Origin of the sequence: Chromobacterium sp. IIBBL 290-4 (assembly GCF_024207115.1) — a bacterium.
GTDB lineage: Bacteria > Pseudomonadota > Gammaproteobacteria > Burkholderiales > Chromobacteriaceae > Chromobacterium.
The window spans coordinates 2,210,359-2,224,213 of the sequence record NZ_CP100128.1; the positions used below are offsets into that span (position 1 = coordinate 2,210,359).

Sequence of the window (13,855 nt, forward strand, 5' to 3'; positions counted from 1 at the left end):
TTCACCATGCCGTGCGGTGCCATTCTGAAAAATCGCTTGGTCAAGGCGTCGATGAGTGAGCAGATGGGGGATGAACGGCACAATCCTTCCCTCGGCTTGGCGACACTTTATGCCCGCTGGGCAGAGGGCGGCATTGGGTTGTCACTGTCGGGCAACATCATGGTGGATCGCGGCGCCATCGGGGAGTTGAAAAACGTAGTACTGGATGAGCGTAGCAACCGGGCAGCATTCGAACGGTGGACCGAAGCCGGACGTCGTGATGGTACCCATTTCTGGGCGCAGTTGAATCATCCGGGTAAGCAGATCATCAATCTGTTGTGCGCCCGGCCGGTGGCGCCATCGCCGATCGCTCTTGGCGAGGGTTTGGAGAAGCACTTCAATAGGCCGCAGGCGCTTGATGAGGCAGGCATTCTGGCCATCGTTGACCAGTTTGCTACCAGTGCCCGGCTGGCGAGGGAGGTGGGCTTTACCGGTGTGCAGATCCACGGTGCGCACGGCTACCTTGTCAGCCAGTTTTTGTCAGAGCGGCATAACCAGCGCGACGACCGTTGGGGGGGGGGCTGGCCAATCGCATGCGATTCGTGATCGAGGTCTACCGGGCCATCCGTGCGGCGGTGGGGGATGATTACCCTGTCGGAATCAAGCTCAACTCGGCAGATTTCATGCGCGGCGGATTTACCGAAGAGGAGTCGCAAGAGGTGGTGCGCGTGCTTGGCGGCATCGGCGTGGATTTGATCGAAATTTCGGGTGGCACTTATGAAAACCCGGTGATGAACGGCAGCATGGCGGACAGTACACAGCAACGCGAGGCGTATTTCTTGGCTTATGCCGAGCGTGTCCGAGCCATCACCGATGCCCCGCTGATGGTAACGGGCGGATTCCGTTCATCGGCTGGCATGACGGACGCCCTGACACGCGGTGCCACTGACTTGATCGGTATCGCGAGGCCCATGGCTCTTGATCCGGATTTGCCGAAGAAGATCATGGCTGAATCCGGTTTCAGCATGCGGCTGCGCAAACTGAGCACCGGGGTGCCGGCCTTTGACAAGATGGTGGCGCTTGACATCACATGGTATGAGCATCAATTGCAGCGCATTGCCAAGCATCGCAAGCCGGACCCCGACATGAACGAGTGGTTGAGCTTCGCCAAGTCGATGTTGTATTACGGCCGCTGCTTCATCCGCAACCGGCATCGGAGGTCTTCACGCGGCCTATGATTCTTGATAGGTGGCATGCCACGGCTTCTCTTGTAGAGTCTGCTCAGAAGAGTAAACGGTGGCAAGCCATGAATGATGTCTACGAATTTATCGTCAAAACCCTCTCAGAGGTCTGCAAGGTCTCTGCGCAGGATATCGAACCATCGCTTAACCTATTCTCTGATCTAGGCATCGACAGTGTCGATTTTCTCGATGCTGTCTACAGCATCGATAAACAATTCGGCATTCGCATTCCGATCGGTCAGTGGATGAGTGCCGTCAATGAAGGTGAGAGCGGCGCAGTCGACTACTTTGTCATGGAAAACTTCGTGGATGCCGTCTCAAGACTGGCATCGGCGGTCAAAGCCTAGGCTGGCGGCACCGAGCGGGCGGAGTGGACTCATGCGAAAGTCTGTACTGGTGACCGGGGGAGGACGCGGAATTGGAGCGAGCATAGTCCAGCGTCTTGCCGCGAGTGGCTATGATGTGGTGTTGACGTATCGGGCTTCGGCCGACGAGGCGTCGGCGCTATGCTCCGCGCTCAATGAAAAGCAGGGCCGCCTTGCAGCGGTCGGTCAATGCTGCGACCTTTCCGACCAACAGGACACTGCTCGTCTTTGCGCTGTGCTCGATGAGCAAGACCGTGTGTTCTACGGTTTGGTCCACTGCGCCGGTGCTAGTTGCGACAGCCTGTCTGCCTTGGCGGATCTCGAACAGGCGAGGCGCGTGATGCAGCTGAATTTCTGGTCTTTCGTCCAGCTCTATCAGACCCTGATCCGCCCCATGTCCGCTGCGCGGGCGGGTCGCATCATCTGCATCGGCTCGGTTGCGGCCGAGTATGGCATGAAGGGCAATGCGCTCTATGCGGCGAGCAAGGCCGCGCTGGCCGGCTTTGTCCGTTCTGCCATGACCGAGATAGCCGGCCGCGGTATAGCCATCAACTGCATTGAGCCGGGGTTCATCGACACCGAGTTGGTTACGCGTTACCACGACAAGCGTCTGCAGATCTGTCAAGACATTCCCGCAGGGCGCTATGGCCAGCCTGATGAAGTCGCCGCTTTGGTCGACTTTCTGTTATCCAATTCGGCATCTTATCTCACCGGGCAGTGTCTCGCGCTGGACGGCGGACTGACCCGAAGCATTGTTTCCTGAATACGGTTATCCCATGCAAGCTTTGCAACTTGTAGCCCGAGAGCGTCTCACCCTGGTCGAGCAAACCCTCCCCCCGGTTGTGCCGGCACATTGCGCGCGCCTCAAGATGGCTTATGTCACCTTGAATCATCTGGATCTGTTCGGCTATCGCGGTATGGCATTCGCCAAGAGGACTTTGCCTCTTACCGTGGGCGCGGAGGGCGTGGGGCGGGTGGTATCTGTGGGAACGGATAGTGACCTGGATTTGATCGGCCGTGCGATGGCGATCTACCCGAGTTTTTTTTGCGGACGCTGCCCGGCATGCGTCAAAGGTAGGGAAAATCTTTGCAGCCAGTCCGGTGGCGTGATGGGGTTTCATCGCCACGGCGTGGCGGCGGATTTTGTCGACGTGCCCGTCTCGATGCTGGTTCCAGTTCCGGATGGTGTGGAACTGGCACATGCGGCATGCGTGCCGGTGACCTTCGCCACTGTGTATCACATGCTGGTGGATAACGCGCGCCTGGAACGGGGCGAGAGCATTCTGGTGCAGGCGGGGGGAAGTGGCATCGGTTCGACTGCGATCCGGCTGGCGCGGCATTTGGGCGCCTCGGTTTTCGCTACAGTGGGTAGCAATGACAAGGCGGAGAAAACCAGGGCGCTGGGCGCCGATCATGTCATCAACTACCGGCAACAGCGGTTCTTGCGTGAGGTTCGCGAGCTAACCGGCAAACGGGGGGTCGACGTGGTGTTCGAGCATGTCGGCGCCGATACCTGGGAAGAAAGCCTTCTATCATTGGCATTGGGGGGGCGCCTAGTCATTTGCGGGTCGACCACCGGGGTCGAAGCCAAGACCAATTTGATGGCGTTATTTAATCAGCATATCCATGTCTTCGGCTCGTTCGGCGCGCCGCTGTCGGGGTTGGAAGCCTCAATGCGGCTTATGCGCGATGGTATTGAACCAGTCATCGATTCCATCCTTCCCCTTGAAGATTTCGAGCGTGGTCTGGCGCGGCTAAGGCGCCGCGAGGTTTTCGGCAAAATTGTCATCGAGATGAGGCCAGAGTGACGGCCCACCTCGCCATAAACTGATTAACAGACGAAATGGAGTGAAAGCGATGAATGAGAATCACGCGTTGGATGTCGTGACTGGGCTGATCCTTGAATTGAACATTCCAGGTCTGGATATGGTGGCTATCCAGCCGCACGCATCGTTGCAATCTGACCTGGGTATTGATTCGCTCAACCGCCTGATTTTGCTCGTACGCTTGCAAGAGCGGGCAGGCATCGAGCTTGCCCGGGTTTCGCGCGATGCGACCGAATTCAAGTCGGTCGGCGATTTGACTTCCTTCATGTTGCAACACGCCTGACCGGAATGGTCAGCGCGGATGGTGCCCCAGCGAAATGATAGTGTCTTGGATGCTCTGTTCGAGTGGCCGGAACGGAATGCGGAATGTGCTTGTGACGCGACTGTCGTCGAATTGGTGACGCACGCCGAGACTTTGTTTTAAGTAGCGCCATGATACTTGGCGATTGAACGGGGTCGATAAGTACATAAGCCAGTCGGGTACGCTGGTGTGCGGTGCCTTCGATTCGGGAAAGTGCTTGCGGATTGCGCATGACAATTCCTGCATCGAGCATGGCGTGCCTGGTACTATGAATCGACCTTGGATAGCCTCGTCCAGGGCCGCGTGGGCGTGCAGTTCTGCAACGTCGCGCACATCGACGAAATGGAAGTGCAGATCAGGGCAGGCGCGAGTTTTGCCGCTGTGAAGGTCTTTGAGGATGCGGATGCTGCCCGTGCCGTGGCGCGCGTCGTGAACCGGTCCGACGATGATGGACGGGTTGAAGCAGACCAAGCGTCGCCCCGCATGGGCCGGCAACTGAAATGCCTTAAAGAGCAGCGACTCGGCGGCGGTTTTCGAATACCAGTAGGGATCGCTCTCCTTCAGCGGCTGATTATTCCAATCGCTTTCGCTGTAATGGTGCCCAGGGAGGTTGCGGCCGGACAAGATCGCTGCCATCGATGAAGTAAATACCAAGGCGCGTACCCGAGACGATTTCTCAATGCTCGACAAAATGTTTTCCGTGCCTTGAATATTGACGGCAAGCGTCCTCCGCCAGATTTCCGAGTCGGGCCGAGCGTTGGTGCTTACCTCGGCCGCACAGTGAATAACGGCGTCGCAATCCGCAAATGCTTGGTCGAAGGCGCCTGGTTGATGCAGATCGGCCTCGCGGATTTCAAGACTGCCGCTTGCTACCGAGGCGGCCAGTCGCTCAAACAGGCCAGTCCTTTTTCTAACAAGCGCAATGACATGACAGTCGCGTGCCAGCAGCGCCAGCACGACATGGCTGCCAAGGAAGCCGGATGCCCCCGTGACGCAGATCCTTCTAGTCAATTTCTTCCCTTCCGATAGTGTGGAGCGCCGGACAAACCAGCTGCAAACAGCTTCACATTTACCTCGAGGGATTGGGGCGTTCTACTAGCAGGTTTCATAGGTTTCGTTGGTCGTGGGATCAAGTAAATTAGTCCGGCTAGAGAGGTCTGCGCGTTGGCGCTGATAATGCTATTCATTGGGCGACGATATGACACAAAATGACGTTTTCAATCTCATGGTCAAGCACACGCGTGAAGTCCTTCCTTGGCTTCAGGAGCATGAGTTTCATAACGACGTTCGCTTGGTCGACCTGGGCGCAAACTCGGTAGACCGCGTTGAGATTGTGGTTATGACGCTTGAAGCTCTTTCTCTGAAATTGCCGCTTGTCGCCACGCAGAAGGCGCAAAACCTCGATGAGCTTGCCGCCTTATTGCATGCGCACTTGTAAGCCGGGTGACGTGCTGGTCAGTGGCGTCGGAGTTACCAGCGCTATAGGTCAGGGGCGAGAAGATTTTCTGAGCGCACTTTTCGAGGGACGCCACGCCTTCGGTGTGCTGAAGCGCACCGGGCGGCAGGAGGGCGATACATGCTTTATCGGCGCCGAAATCGAGGCTTTGCAGACTCTGCCGGGTGTCGATGAGCAGAGAATGCGCGGCATGTCTTTTTCTGCCGAAGTGGCCTTGGCGACCCTGACGGAAGCCTGGCAAGACGCAGCGCTTGACCAAGTTGATCCTGAGCGTATCAGCTTGGTGGTGGGCGGCTCGAATTTTCAGCAGCGCTTCCTTGCGACCTCCATGCCGGGATCGGCGCGTCCGAGCTATGCCCTGCATTTCATGGATACCGACTTGAGCGGTGTTTGTTCCGAACATTTCGGCATTCGTGGTGGAGTCCATACGATCGGTGCCGCCTCGGCCAGTGGCCAGCTTGCCGTGATCCAGGCCGCGCAGGCGATCGTGTTGGGGGGGGTGGATGCCGCGATTGCGCTGGGACCGGTGATGGACCTGTCTCACAGGGAGTGTCGTGCCTTCCGCAGTTTGGGCGCAATGGGGTCTGATCGCTTCGCTGACGCGCCCGATCAGGCTTGTCGTCCGTTCGACCTGGCGCGCGATGGTTTTATATTCGGGGAAGCCTGTGCTGTCGTAGTGCTTGAAAGTGAAGAGAGCGCCGCCCGCCGGAGCGTTCGTCCTTACGGCAGGTTACGCGGTTGGTCCGCGCGCTCAGACGGCAATCGCAATCCCAATCCATCACTTGACGGGGAAATGCGAGTCATCCGCGAGGCGCTGGCAAATGCGGAGGTGCCCGCCCGCTCGATAAATTACATCAACCCTCACGGCAGCGGGTCGGTGTTGGGCGACCGGATCGAGCTAGAGGCGCTTGCTGGTTGTGGTTTGAGCCATGCCCCGATCAACGCGACCAAGGCCTTGACCGGGCATGGCTTGGCGTCGGCTGGCATTGTCGAAATCGTCGCCACCCTGTTACAGATGCGGGCCGAGCGCCTGCACCCGACCCGCAATCTAGAGCGTCCACTTAACGCTTCCTTTGCTTGGGTCGGGCAACATTCCGTTGCCCATCGCATTTCGCATGCGTTGAGCCTGAGCTTTGGCTTTGGCGGCATTAACACGGCCCTGTGCCTCGGACAACCTTGAAAGTGATTCCGCAAAATGAGTGTCACCGAAGTCGGCATTGAAGCCATGAATGTATACGGGGGAGGGGCATTTCTCGATGTGAGACGTCTTGCAGAGCATCGCGGGCTCGACCTCAAGCGTTTCAACAATTTGATGATGGAGCAGAAAAGTGTCGCGCTGCATAGCGAAGATCCGGTGACATTTGCAGTGAATGCTGCCAAACCCTTGGTCGACGTTTTGACCGACGAAGAAAAAAATCGGATTGAGCTGGTGATCACATGCACCGAATCGGGAATCGACTTTGGCAAGTCGATCAGTACTTATGTCCACGACTACCTCGGTCTCAAGAAAAACTGCCGGGTTTTTGAGTTAAAGCAAGCATGTTATTCGGGCACTGCCGGTTTCCATACCGCAGTGCAGTTCGTTCTCTCCCAAGCATCTCCGGGGGCTAAGGCTCTAGTCATTGCCGTCGATCTTTGTCGTTTTCTGATGATCGGGAAAGAAGGTGCCCAAGCCCCGGAATGGGCATTCTCCGAGCCCAGCGGCGGCGCAGGCGCAGTAGCCATGCTCATCAGTGACCGCCCTCGCGTGTTTCGTCTGGATGTCGGTGCCAGCGGATATTACAGCTATGAAGTGATGGACACCTGCCGTCCGGAGCCAGACAGCGAGGCTGGCAGCGCCGATCTTTCCTTAATGTCGTATTTGGACTGCTGCCAGCAGGCTTTTATCGAGTATCAGAATCGTGTCGAAGATGTCGACTATATGCGCGATTTCCAATACCTGGCTTTTCATACGCCATTCGGCGGCATGGTCAAGGGGGCGCATCGGACGATGATGCGTAAATTCGCGCCGATGGCGCCTGGTGAGATCGACGCAGATTTTGAGCGGCGAGTCGCCGCAGGTCTGACTTTTTGTCAGCGCGTCGGCAACATCATGGGAGGAACAGTGTTCCTCTCTTTGGCGGGCATTATTAGCGAAGGTGACTTCAGTTCGCCCCGCCGGATTGGTTGTTTCTCTTACGGCTCCGGCTGCTGTTCGGAATTTTTCAGCGGCTCGGTGACGGCGGAAGGGCAGCGTTTGGTGCGCGAGCGGCTGATCGCTAATCAACTTGACCGTCGCTATGCTTTGTCGATCGAGGAGTATGAGTCGGTTCTCGAGGGCAATCATGCCGTACGCTTCGGCACAAAAAACATGGAAATCGACTGTCCAATCACCAAAAGCGCCTCCATGGCCGGCGCGGTTGCTGGCAAGTTGCTATTGACGAGAATTCAGAATTACCACAGGGAGTATGCGTTTCAGCCGTGAGCTACCAGACGATTGGATTCAGGATAGAAGGGACAGTGGCGTTTTTGACGCTCAACCGTCCGCATGCCGCTAACACCATGAATCGCCTCATGGTCGAAGAATGCCTTGATGCGCTAAAAATCTGCGACGAACGCGCGGTGGTGGTCGTGCTCGAAGGCAGTGACGACGTATTTTGCCTGGGTGCCGATTTTCATGGTCTGCGCGAGCAAGTGGTCGGTGGCGTGGCCGAGGCGCATCAGCCGGAGTTGTTGTACGAAGTGTGGCAGCAGCTGACGCAAGGCGATTTCGTGTCGATCGCACACGTCAGGGGGCGAGCCAACGCAGGGGGCGTGGGGTTTGTCGCCGCCTGTGACATTGTTCTCGCCCGAAGCGATGCACAGTTCAGTTTATCGGAGCTAATTTTCGGGGTGATTCCGGCCTGCGTGTTGCCGTTCTTGATACGGCGGGTCGGATTTCAGCGCGCGCACTTTCTGACCTTATCAACCCAAGCTGTTTCAGCTGAGCAGGCATGTCTTTGGGGGCTGGTGGACGCGGTCGACTCAGATAGCCAGGCTTTGTTACGCAAACAACTGCTTCGTCTGCGGCGGCTGTCGAAATCGAACGTTGCCGAATACAAGTCCTACATGAACCGGCTGGCAACCTTGCCGTCTGATGCCAGGACGATAGCTATCGAACAAAACGTCAAGAGTTTTGCAAGCGGGCAGGTTATCGAGAATATTTGCCGCTACGTGGAGCACGGTACATTTCCTTGGGAAACGCATTGACTTCAATCCGACGCGGCTTTGACGGTGCGTCATGGTGAAAGATGGATCAGAGTGGAACCAGTCGTGAGTTTTGAGAATAGGGGGAGCGGTGTTGTCTTGTTGACGATGCAGGATCGCGCGCACAAGAACACGTTTTCGCCTGCGTTGATCGGGGGGTTGCAAAGTGCTTATCGCCGAATTGAGGAGGAGGACCGGCACAAGGCAGTGGTGTTGACCGGCTACGGCCCCTACTTTTCGTGCGGTGGCACCCGCGAGGGGCTTTTGGCCCTGAACGATACCAATGGCCACTTTACCGATGCGGACGTTTACACCTTAGCCAGCAATTGCAGAATTCCGGTGATTGCCGCTATGCAAGGCCATGCCATTGGTGGAGGCTTGATCATGGGTTTGTTTTGCGACATCGTGATTCTGGGACGGGAAAGCCTTTATGCCGCCAATTTCATGAAATACGGCTTCACGCCAGGCATGGGCGCGACCTATATCATGCCTGAGAAACTCGGAATGAGTCTTGGCCATGAAATGTTGCTTAGCGCGGCCAACTACTCCGGCGCAACCTTGGAGGCGCGCGGGGTGCCGTTTTCTGTGCTGTCGCGCAATCAGGTGCTGGCGCATGCCCTGGGCATCGCGGCAGAACTGGCCGACAAGCCGCGTTTATCATTGATGACGCTGAAACGTCATCTCAATCGCAAGTTGCAAGCGGCATTGCCATCGATCATCGAGCAGGAGCTGGCCATGCACGCGCTCACCATGCACCAGCCCGAAGTGCGCCACCGGATTTCGACCTTATTTGATAGCTGAGAGGAAGAAAAACCGTGATGCCCAAATCCATACTTGAGGCTTTGCGCGACGGGCGGATCACGCTGGATGAGGCCAAGCGCCATCTGAAGGCGGCGACCGAACCGGAGCTGCTTGGGAAGCATATCATCGGACCCGCGCGCGAGGAGCTGGCTGCCAAGCAGGGAGACATCGCCATCATCAGTCTTGCCGGACGCTTCCCGGGAGCGGCGGATGTCGAGACATTTTGGGAAAACCTGAAGGTGGGGGCGGATAGCATCATTCAGGTTCCCAATAGCCGCTGGCGAGAGGCCGATTACTATTCTCCGGACAAACATGCGCTAGGGCGTAGCTATTGCCGTTGGGGCGGATTTATCGAAGATGTCGATCGTTTCGATCCGATATTCTTCAAGATATCCCCACGCGAAGCGATGCTGATGGATCCGCAGGAGCGGATTCTACTGGAGGTGGTATGGACACTGTTCGAACATGTCGGTTACACGCGCGCACGTTTGCATGAACGCTACGACGGCGCAGTCGGGGTGTTCACAGGTTCGATGTATCAGCAGTATCAGGCATTCGACACCGATCCAGACAAGAAGGCCACCCTCGCGGTGTCTTCCCATGCGAGCATGGCGAACCGGGTCTCCCATTTTTTCGACTTGCGTGGTCCCAGCATCGCCGTCGACTCCATGTGTTCCTCTGCGGCGACGGCGATTCATCTCGCTTGCGAGAGCCTCAGGAGTGGCGCTTGCCAACTGGCGGTCGCTGGGGCTGCCAACCTAACTATTCATCCATATAAGTATGTGGCGCTGAGCCAGGCACAGTTGCTGGCCAGAGATCCATCGGTCAGGGCATTCGGCGACACGGACGGTTTCCTGCCTGCGGAGGTTGTCGGTGCGGTTCTATTGAAGCCGTTGGCGCATGCCCTGGCCGACAATGACCCTATCGTGGCAGTTATCAAGTCGACGTCGATCAGCCATAAAGGCTATACCCCCGGTTTCAGCGTGCCCAACTCAGATGCCATGGCCGACCTGATGCGGCATAACCTCGCATCGGCCAGGGTGGCGCCGGAGGCTGTCGACTATGTCGAGTCGTCGACCTCAGGGGCTCCGTTGGGAGATGCGGCAGAGTTCGCTGCGCTACAAGCGGTCTTTGGCGCACGCGACCCCGGTTTGCGTCCATGTGTCGTTGGTTCAGTCAAAGCGAATATTGGACACCCGGAAGCTGCCGCAGGCATAGCCCAGATTATCAAGGTAGCGTTGCAATTACGGCACCGGCTATGGGTGCCGAGCATCCATGCCCTGCCGCTCAATCCGAAAATCCGATTCGACGGCGGGGCGCTGCGTCTGCTCGACCGACTTGAGTCCTGGCCTGCGCCACCAGGCGCTGCGCCACGTCGGGCTGCCATCAATACCTTCGCGGCAGGCGGTTCCAACAGTCATATGATTCTTGAAGAGTACGTCGAGGAAGCGGACCTGGAAGGCGCGGACAAGACGCCCGGCGCGCGCCTGTTGGTGTTTTCCGCGGCAAGCGACGAACGTCTGGTCGCCGTGCTGAGTGCGATGCGTGAACATCTGCAAGCTCGGCCTGAGGTCGACTTTGCTGACTTGGCCTATACCCTGCAACTGGGCCGTGAGTCCATGGTGTCCAGGTTGGCCATGGCCGCGGACGATGTCAACGCGGCGGTCGCCAAACTAGAGGCTAGTATCGAGTGCCTCAAGGGCATACGTAAAGAATGGCCGGCGCGCTGTCACTTTTTTAATGTGGAGAGCGAAGCGGAAGATAGAGATGCGTCAGCGCGGGTCGTAGGTGGGCTCGATGCGCTCGCATATCGATGGGTGCGTGGGGAAGTGGTGGATTGGCAGTCGTGCCATACCGGCTGGAGCGGTCCGCGGGCGCGCCGCTTTCTTTCCTTGCCGACCTATCCGTTCCAGAAAGTACCTTGTTGGGTGCCGGAGGTGCGAAGCGAGTCTGAGCCGACAGTTTCAGTAGCGGCGGAAACACAGCCAGAGCGGCATACCGGCGCGAATCTGACCCAGAAAGCTTCGATTCGCGAACTGGTGCTGTGTCACTTCGGGCAATTGCTGCAGCTCGATCCTCAGACGGTGTCGGTACAGCGTGCGATGACCGATTATGGCCTCAACTCGGTGACCAAACTTGTGCTGGTATCGATGCTGTGCAACACATGCGATTTTCTGGACCTGGGCCGTGATGGTGGTCGCCTCGCTGAGGCCGTGACTGTTGCCGAATTGATCGAATACGTCGGAGCGTTGTACGTGCCCGAGACTTCCTCCAGCAACACGCAGGTGCGCGGCATGGCGGAGGGGCATGGCGAGCTGGGTAAGGAATATCTTGATTACGTCGTGCCAGACATGCTGGGAAATTACCGCTGCAAGGGTTATGCGTTTCAGGTGGCTGACTCGGATTGGCCCGATACGCCAAGCACCTCCTCTCTGGTTGATGGGGCTGTCGTGGTCGGGGGAGGACCGGCCGGGCTGATCGCCGCGCTGGCGCTCAAGCGCGGGGGAGTCGACCAAGTGGCGGTCGTCGAGAAGCGAACCGTTTTCAATCGCATGCAGATGATTACGCTGTATGAGCATACCCTGCCTTATTTGAAGCGCGCGGGCATTTTGGATGCGATTGTGGCGCGCAGCTCCAGTATTGGAAACCACGATTTTTTTGCCAAATTTCTTGGGCAGCGGACGAAATACTATGCGCGAGCGATTTCCCGTGGAGTGCTTGAGCATGTCGATGCAGATATTGACTACACCAAAGAATGGATTCGCAATGGCTTTGTCGGCGAATCGGTGATGGCCATCTCGCTGGCGGATTTGCAGGATGTGCTGATGCAGCAAGCCTTGGCGCAAGGTATTCACTTCATTGCGGATGCGGAGGCTACAGTCGTTGCCCATGATACGGATAGTGAGCGCTACCGGCTTAGGCTCGATCATTCCAGGGGAAGTTCGATCACGCTGGATCCAGAGCTGATTGTAATCGCCGACGGCGTGAGAAGTCGGAATGCCCAGGCTGCGGGAGTGCGCTATCGGGATGTGGCATCGCCGAAAGGAGTCGAAAACTGGTACGTCTTTCATTGCGCTACTGACAGAAGAGAGTCAGCCCTGTGCTACGAATTTGACTTCAATCGCGAAGGAGTGCTTGAAAACTGTGCCTTCGGATTGTTCTATCCGAAACGGAGTGAGTTTGGCGTAGCGCTCTATATGCGGCAAAACGACCCTCCGTCGTTGGCGCTATTGCAAGATAAGGCGGCTTTTTTCGCTGCTGAGCAACAGGCAAGCTTCGAAGGCATTCAGTGGGTCACGAATCGAATTCCCGTGCGATTTACCGCGGCTGACCGACTGGCCATGGGCAACGTGCTATTGGTGGGCGACGCGGCGGGAACTGGCTCGCCCATCGCCGGCTTAGGCACGGGGCTGGCGATTTCTGCCTACGGCTGGGGGGTAGAGGATTATTGCCGCCGTGCGGCGAAGGATAGAGCTGACGCCATCCTCAGCTACCAGGATACCGCCAGCGAGTATGTCACGACTTGGCATGTGCGCTCGCAGCATATTTGGGGGGATATCGACGCATTGCCCGGGGCCGTGACTCGCAAAGCGGACTCCAGTCGAGTGCTGGAAAGAGCCAGTCGGAAGCGATTTGGCATGAATGGAGAAGGCGTGGCATGAAAGTAAAGACTCACGATGGATTGTACCTTGACGTGATGGCGACCGAGCAGGCACATCGGACAACCGTAGTGTTCGTCAATGCCTTGGGAATCGCCAGTGCCGTGACTGAGCACCTGGCCCGGTCACTGTTCGCAAGTGGTCTGAATTTCGTTACCTGGGATCGGCGTGGTCTGCCGGGGCCGTATGACGAACGTTACCGCCAGTATTCCTTGCAAGATCAAGTGTTCGATTTGTCCGCCGTGATATCGCGCCTCGCGCCCAAGAATGTAGTCATTTCTGCATGGTGCACCGGTATTCAGACTGCTTTGGCGTTCGCCAAGGGCAAGACAGAGAAAGAGCTATGTGGACTTGTATTATTCAACAGCCCAAATTACTTCGGTAGCCGCTATAGCGGCGTGTCTGGCGACGCGATCGGCAAGGTGAGTCGTATTCTGGTCGAGGACGAATCCAAGCTTGATTTTCTCTACCACTCGATTTTCGCCAATAACACCGATCAGGTGGGGGCAAAAATCACTGGATTGAGTGACCGTCGCCTGCAACAGCTGGTGGAGGCGCCGTTCAAAAGCGGGCCTGAGGTTTTGCTGCGTTACGCGCACCTGATTCATGGCTCATCGAAGTCCGAGGTGACGAATGAATGGTGCGCCGACATCGTGGCGCCGATCCATATAGTCGGAGGATGCGAAGACTCCATGGTTGCATTCCAGGATTCGGTTTCCTTGGCAGGGATCATGCCATCTGCCACGGTGGAAGTCATTGCTGATTGGGGGCATTACCATTTGTTTAGCGATACGGAGAGGGTGGCGAAGATATTCACGTCTTTCTTGGCCCGTGGCGCCACTACTAGCCACTAGTCTCTATAGAACCGATGTATTGACAAAATAATGCGATGAATTTGTTATTGTGATGCAATGCCCAATTTGGATATGTGTGGAATTTTACGTATGCTTATGAGATTCAGGATATTGTATGGTTACAGTATTTATCTATAGGTAAGAAATC

The 13,855-nt window shown here is 56.9% G+C and carries 12 protein-coding genes and 1 pseudogene; 12 read left to right on the forward strand and 1 reads right to left on the reverse strand.

Features of this window, described 5'->3' with window-relative positions; all coding sequences use genetic code 11:
* Window positions 1–51: 51 nt before the first annotated feature.
* From NKT35_RS10160 to NKT35_RS10180, 5 genes and pseudogenes are all read left to right on the forward strand, one after another.
* Window positions 52–1,217, forward strand: a pseudogene (locus tag NKT35_RS10160) (NADH:flavin oxidoreductase/NADH oxidase family protein).
* 68 nt (window positions 1,218–1,285) lie between these two features.
* Window positions 1,286–1,567 (forward strand): acyl carrier protein, encoded by a 282-nt coding sequence (locus tag NKT35_RS10165; protein WP_254300974.1) that lies wholly within the window; start codon window positions 1,286–1,288, stop codon window positions 1,565–1,567.
* Between the two features lie 31 nt (window positions 1,568–1,598).
* Window positions 1,599–2,348, forward strand: coding sequence for an SDR family NAD(P)-dependent oxidoreductase (locus tag NKT35_RS10170; protein ID WP_254300975.1), 750 nt, complete (start codon window positions 1,599–1,601; stop codon window positions 2,346–2,348).
* A 13-nt stretch (window positions 2,349–2,361) separates the two neighbouring features.
* Window positions 2,362–3,393, forward strand: coding sequence for a zinc-binding dehydrogenase (locus tag NKT35_RS10175; protein WP_254300976.1), 1,032 nt, complete (start codon window positions 2,362–2,364; stop codon window positions 3,391–3,393).
* Window positions 3,394–3,442: 49 nt separating this feature from the next.
* On the forward strand, window positions 3,443–3,694 hold the full coding sequence (locus NKT35_RS10180) for an acyl carrier protein (RefSeq protein ID WP_254300977.1): 252 nt from the start codon (window positions 3,443–3,445) through the stop codon (window positions 3,692–3,694).
* Window positions 3,695–3,703: 9 nt separating this feature from the next.
* On the opposite strand, the gene NKT35_RS10185 is transcribed toward NKT35_RS10180, so the two are convergent.
* Window positions 3,704–4,723: an SDR family NAD(P)-dependent oxidoreductase gene (locus NKT35_RS10185; RefSeq protein WP_371926477.1), complete on the reverse strand. Its 1,020-nt coding sequence runs from the start codon at window positions 4,721–4,723 to the stop codon at window positions 3,704–3,706.
* Window positions 4,724–4,910: 187 nt separating this feature from the next.
* On the opposite strand from NKT35_RS10185, the gene NKT35_RS10190 reads away from it, so the two are divergent.
* The 7 genes from NKT35_RS10190 (at window position 4,911) to NKT35_RS10220 (ending at window position 13,707) form a co-directional block, all read left to right on the forward strand.
* Window positions 4,911–5,150 (forward strand): acyl carrier protein, encoded by a 240-nt coding sequence (locus NKT35_RS10190; RefSeq protein ID WP_254300979.1) that lies wholly within the window; start codon window positions 4,911–4,913, stop codon window positions 5,148–5,150.
* The gene (locus NKT35_RS10195) at window positions 5,116–6,348 is read left to right on the forward strand and encodes a beta-ketoacyl synthase N-terminal-like domain-containing protein (RefSeq protein WP_254300980.1); all 1,233 of its coding nucleotides are present in this window, start codon (window positions 5,116–5,118) and stop codon (window positions 6,346–6,348) included. Before NKT35_RS10190 ends, NKT35_RS10195 begins: the two co-directional genes overlap by 35 nt.
* Before the next feature lie 15 nt (window positions 6,349–6,363).
* Window positions 6,364–7,632, forward strand: coding sequence for a hydroxymethylglutaryl-CoA synthase family protein (locus NKT35_RS10200; RefSeq protein ID WP_256493444.1), 1,269 nt, complete (start codon window positions 6,364–6,366; stop codon window positions 7,630–7,632).
* Entirely contained in the window at window positions 7,629–8,396 is a 768-nt protein-coding gene (locus NKT35_RS10205; protein WP_254300981.1) for an enoyl-CoA hydratase/isomerase, read from the forward strand. The genes NKT35_RS10200 and NKT35_RS10205 overlap by 4 nt, the downstream gene beginning before the upstream one ends.
* Before the next feature lie 63 nt (window positions 8,397–8,459).
* On the forward strand, window positions 8,460–9,194 hold the full coding sequence (locus NKT35_RS10210) for a polyketide synthase (RefSeq protein ID WP_254300982.1): 735 nt from the start codon (window positions 8,460–8,462) through the stop codon (window positions 9,192–9,194).
* A gap of 17 nt (window positions 9,195–9,211) precedes the next feature.
* Window positions 9,212–12,856 carry a beta-ketoacyl synthase N-terminal-like domain-containing protein gene (locus NKT35_RS10215; RefSeq protein ID WP_254300983.1) on the forward strand — a complete coding sequence of 1,215 codons (3,645 nt, stop codon included), beginning with the start codon at window positions 9,212–9,214 and terminating at the stop codon, window positions 12,854–12,856.
* On the forward strand, window positions 12,853–13,707 hold the full coding sequence (locus tag NKT35_RS10220; RefSeq protein WP_254300984.1) for an alpha/beta fold hydrolase: 855 nt from the start codon (window positions 12,853–12,855) through the stop codon (window positions 13,705–13,707). The genes NKT35_RS10215 and NKT35_RS10220 overlap by 4 nt, the downstream gene beginning before the upstream one ends.
* Window positions 13,708–13,855: the final 148 nt, after the last annotated feature.

Coding starts and splice junctions, on each gene's coding strand:
- NKT35_RS10165 (WP_254300974.1), top strand. CDS start 1,286: ATGAATGATGTCTACGAATTTATCGTCAAAACCCTCTCAGAGGTCTGC.
- NKT35_RS10170 (WP_254300975.1), top strand. CDS start 1,599: ATGCGAAAGTCTGTACTGGTGACCGGGGGAGGACGCGGAATTGGAGCG.
- NKT35_RS10175 (WP_254300976.1), top strand. CDS start 2,362: ATGCAAGCTTTGCAACTTGTAGCCCGAGAGCGTCTCACCCTGGTCGAG.
- NKT35_RS10180 (WP_254300977.1), top strand. CDS start 3,443: ATGAATGAGAATCACGCGTTGGATGTCGTGACTGGGCTGATCCTTGAA.
- NKT35_RS10190 (WP_254300979.1), top strand. CDS start 4,911: ATGACACAAAATGACGTTTTCAATCTCATGGTCAAGCACACGCGTGAA.
- NKT35_RS10195 (WP_254300980.1), top strand. CDS start 5,116: ATGAGCTTGCCGCCTTATTGCATGCGCACTTGTAAGCCGGGTGACGTG.
- NKT35_RS10200 (WP_256493444.1), top strand. CDS start 6,364: ATGAGTGTCACCGAAGTCGGCATTGAAGCCATGAATGTATACGGGGGA.
- NKT35_RS10215 (WP_254300983.1), top strand. CDS start 9,212: ATGCCCAAATCCATACTTGAGGCTTTGCGCGACGGGCGGATCACGCTG.
- NKT35_RS10220 (WP_254300984.1), top strand. CDS start 12,853: ATGAAAGTAAAGACTCACGATGGATTGTACCTTGACGTGATGGCGACC.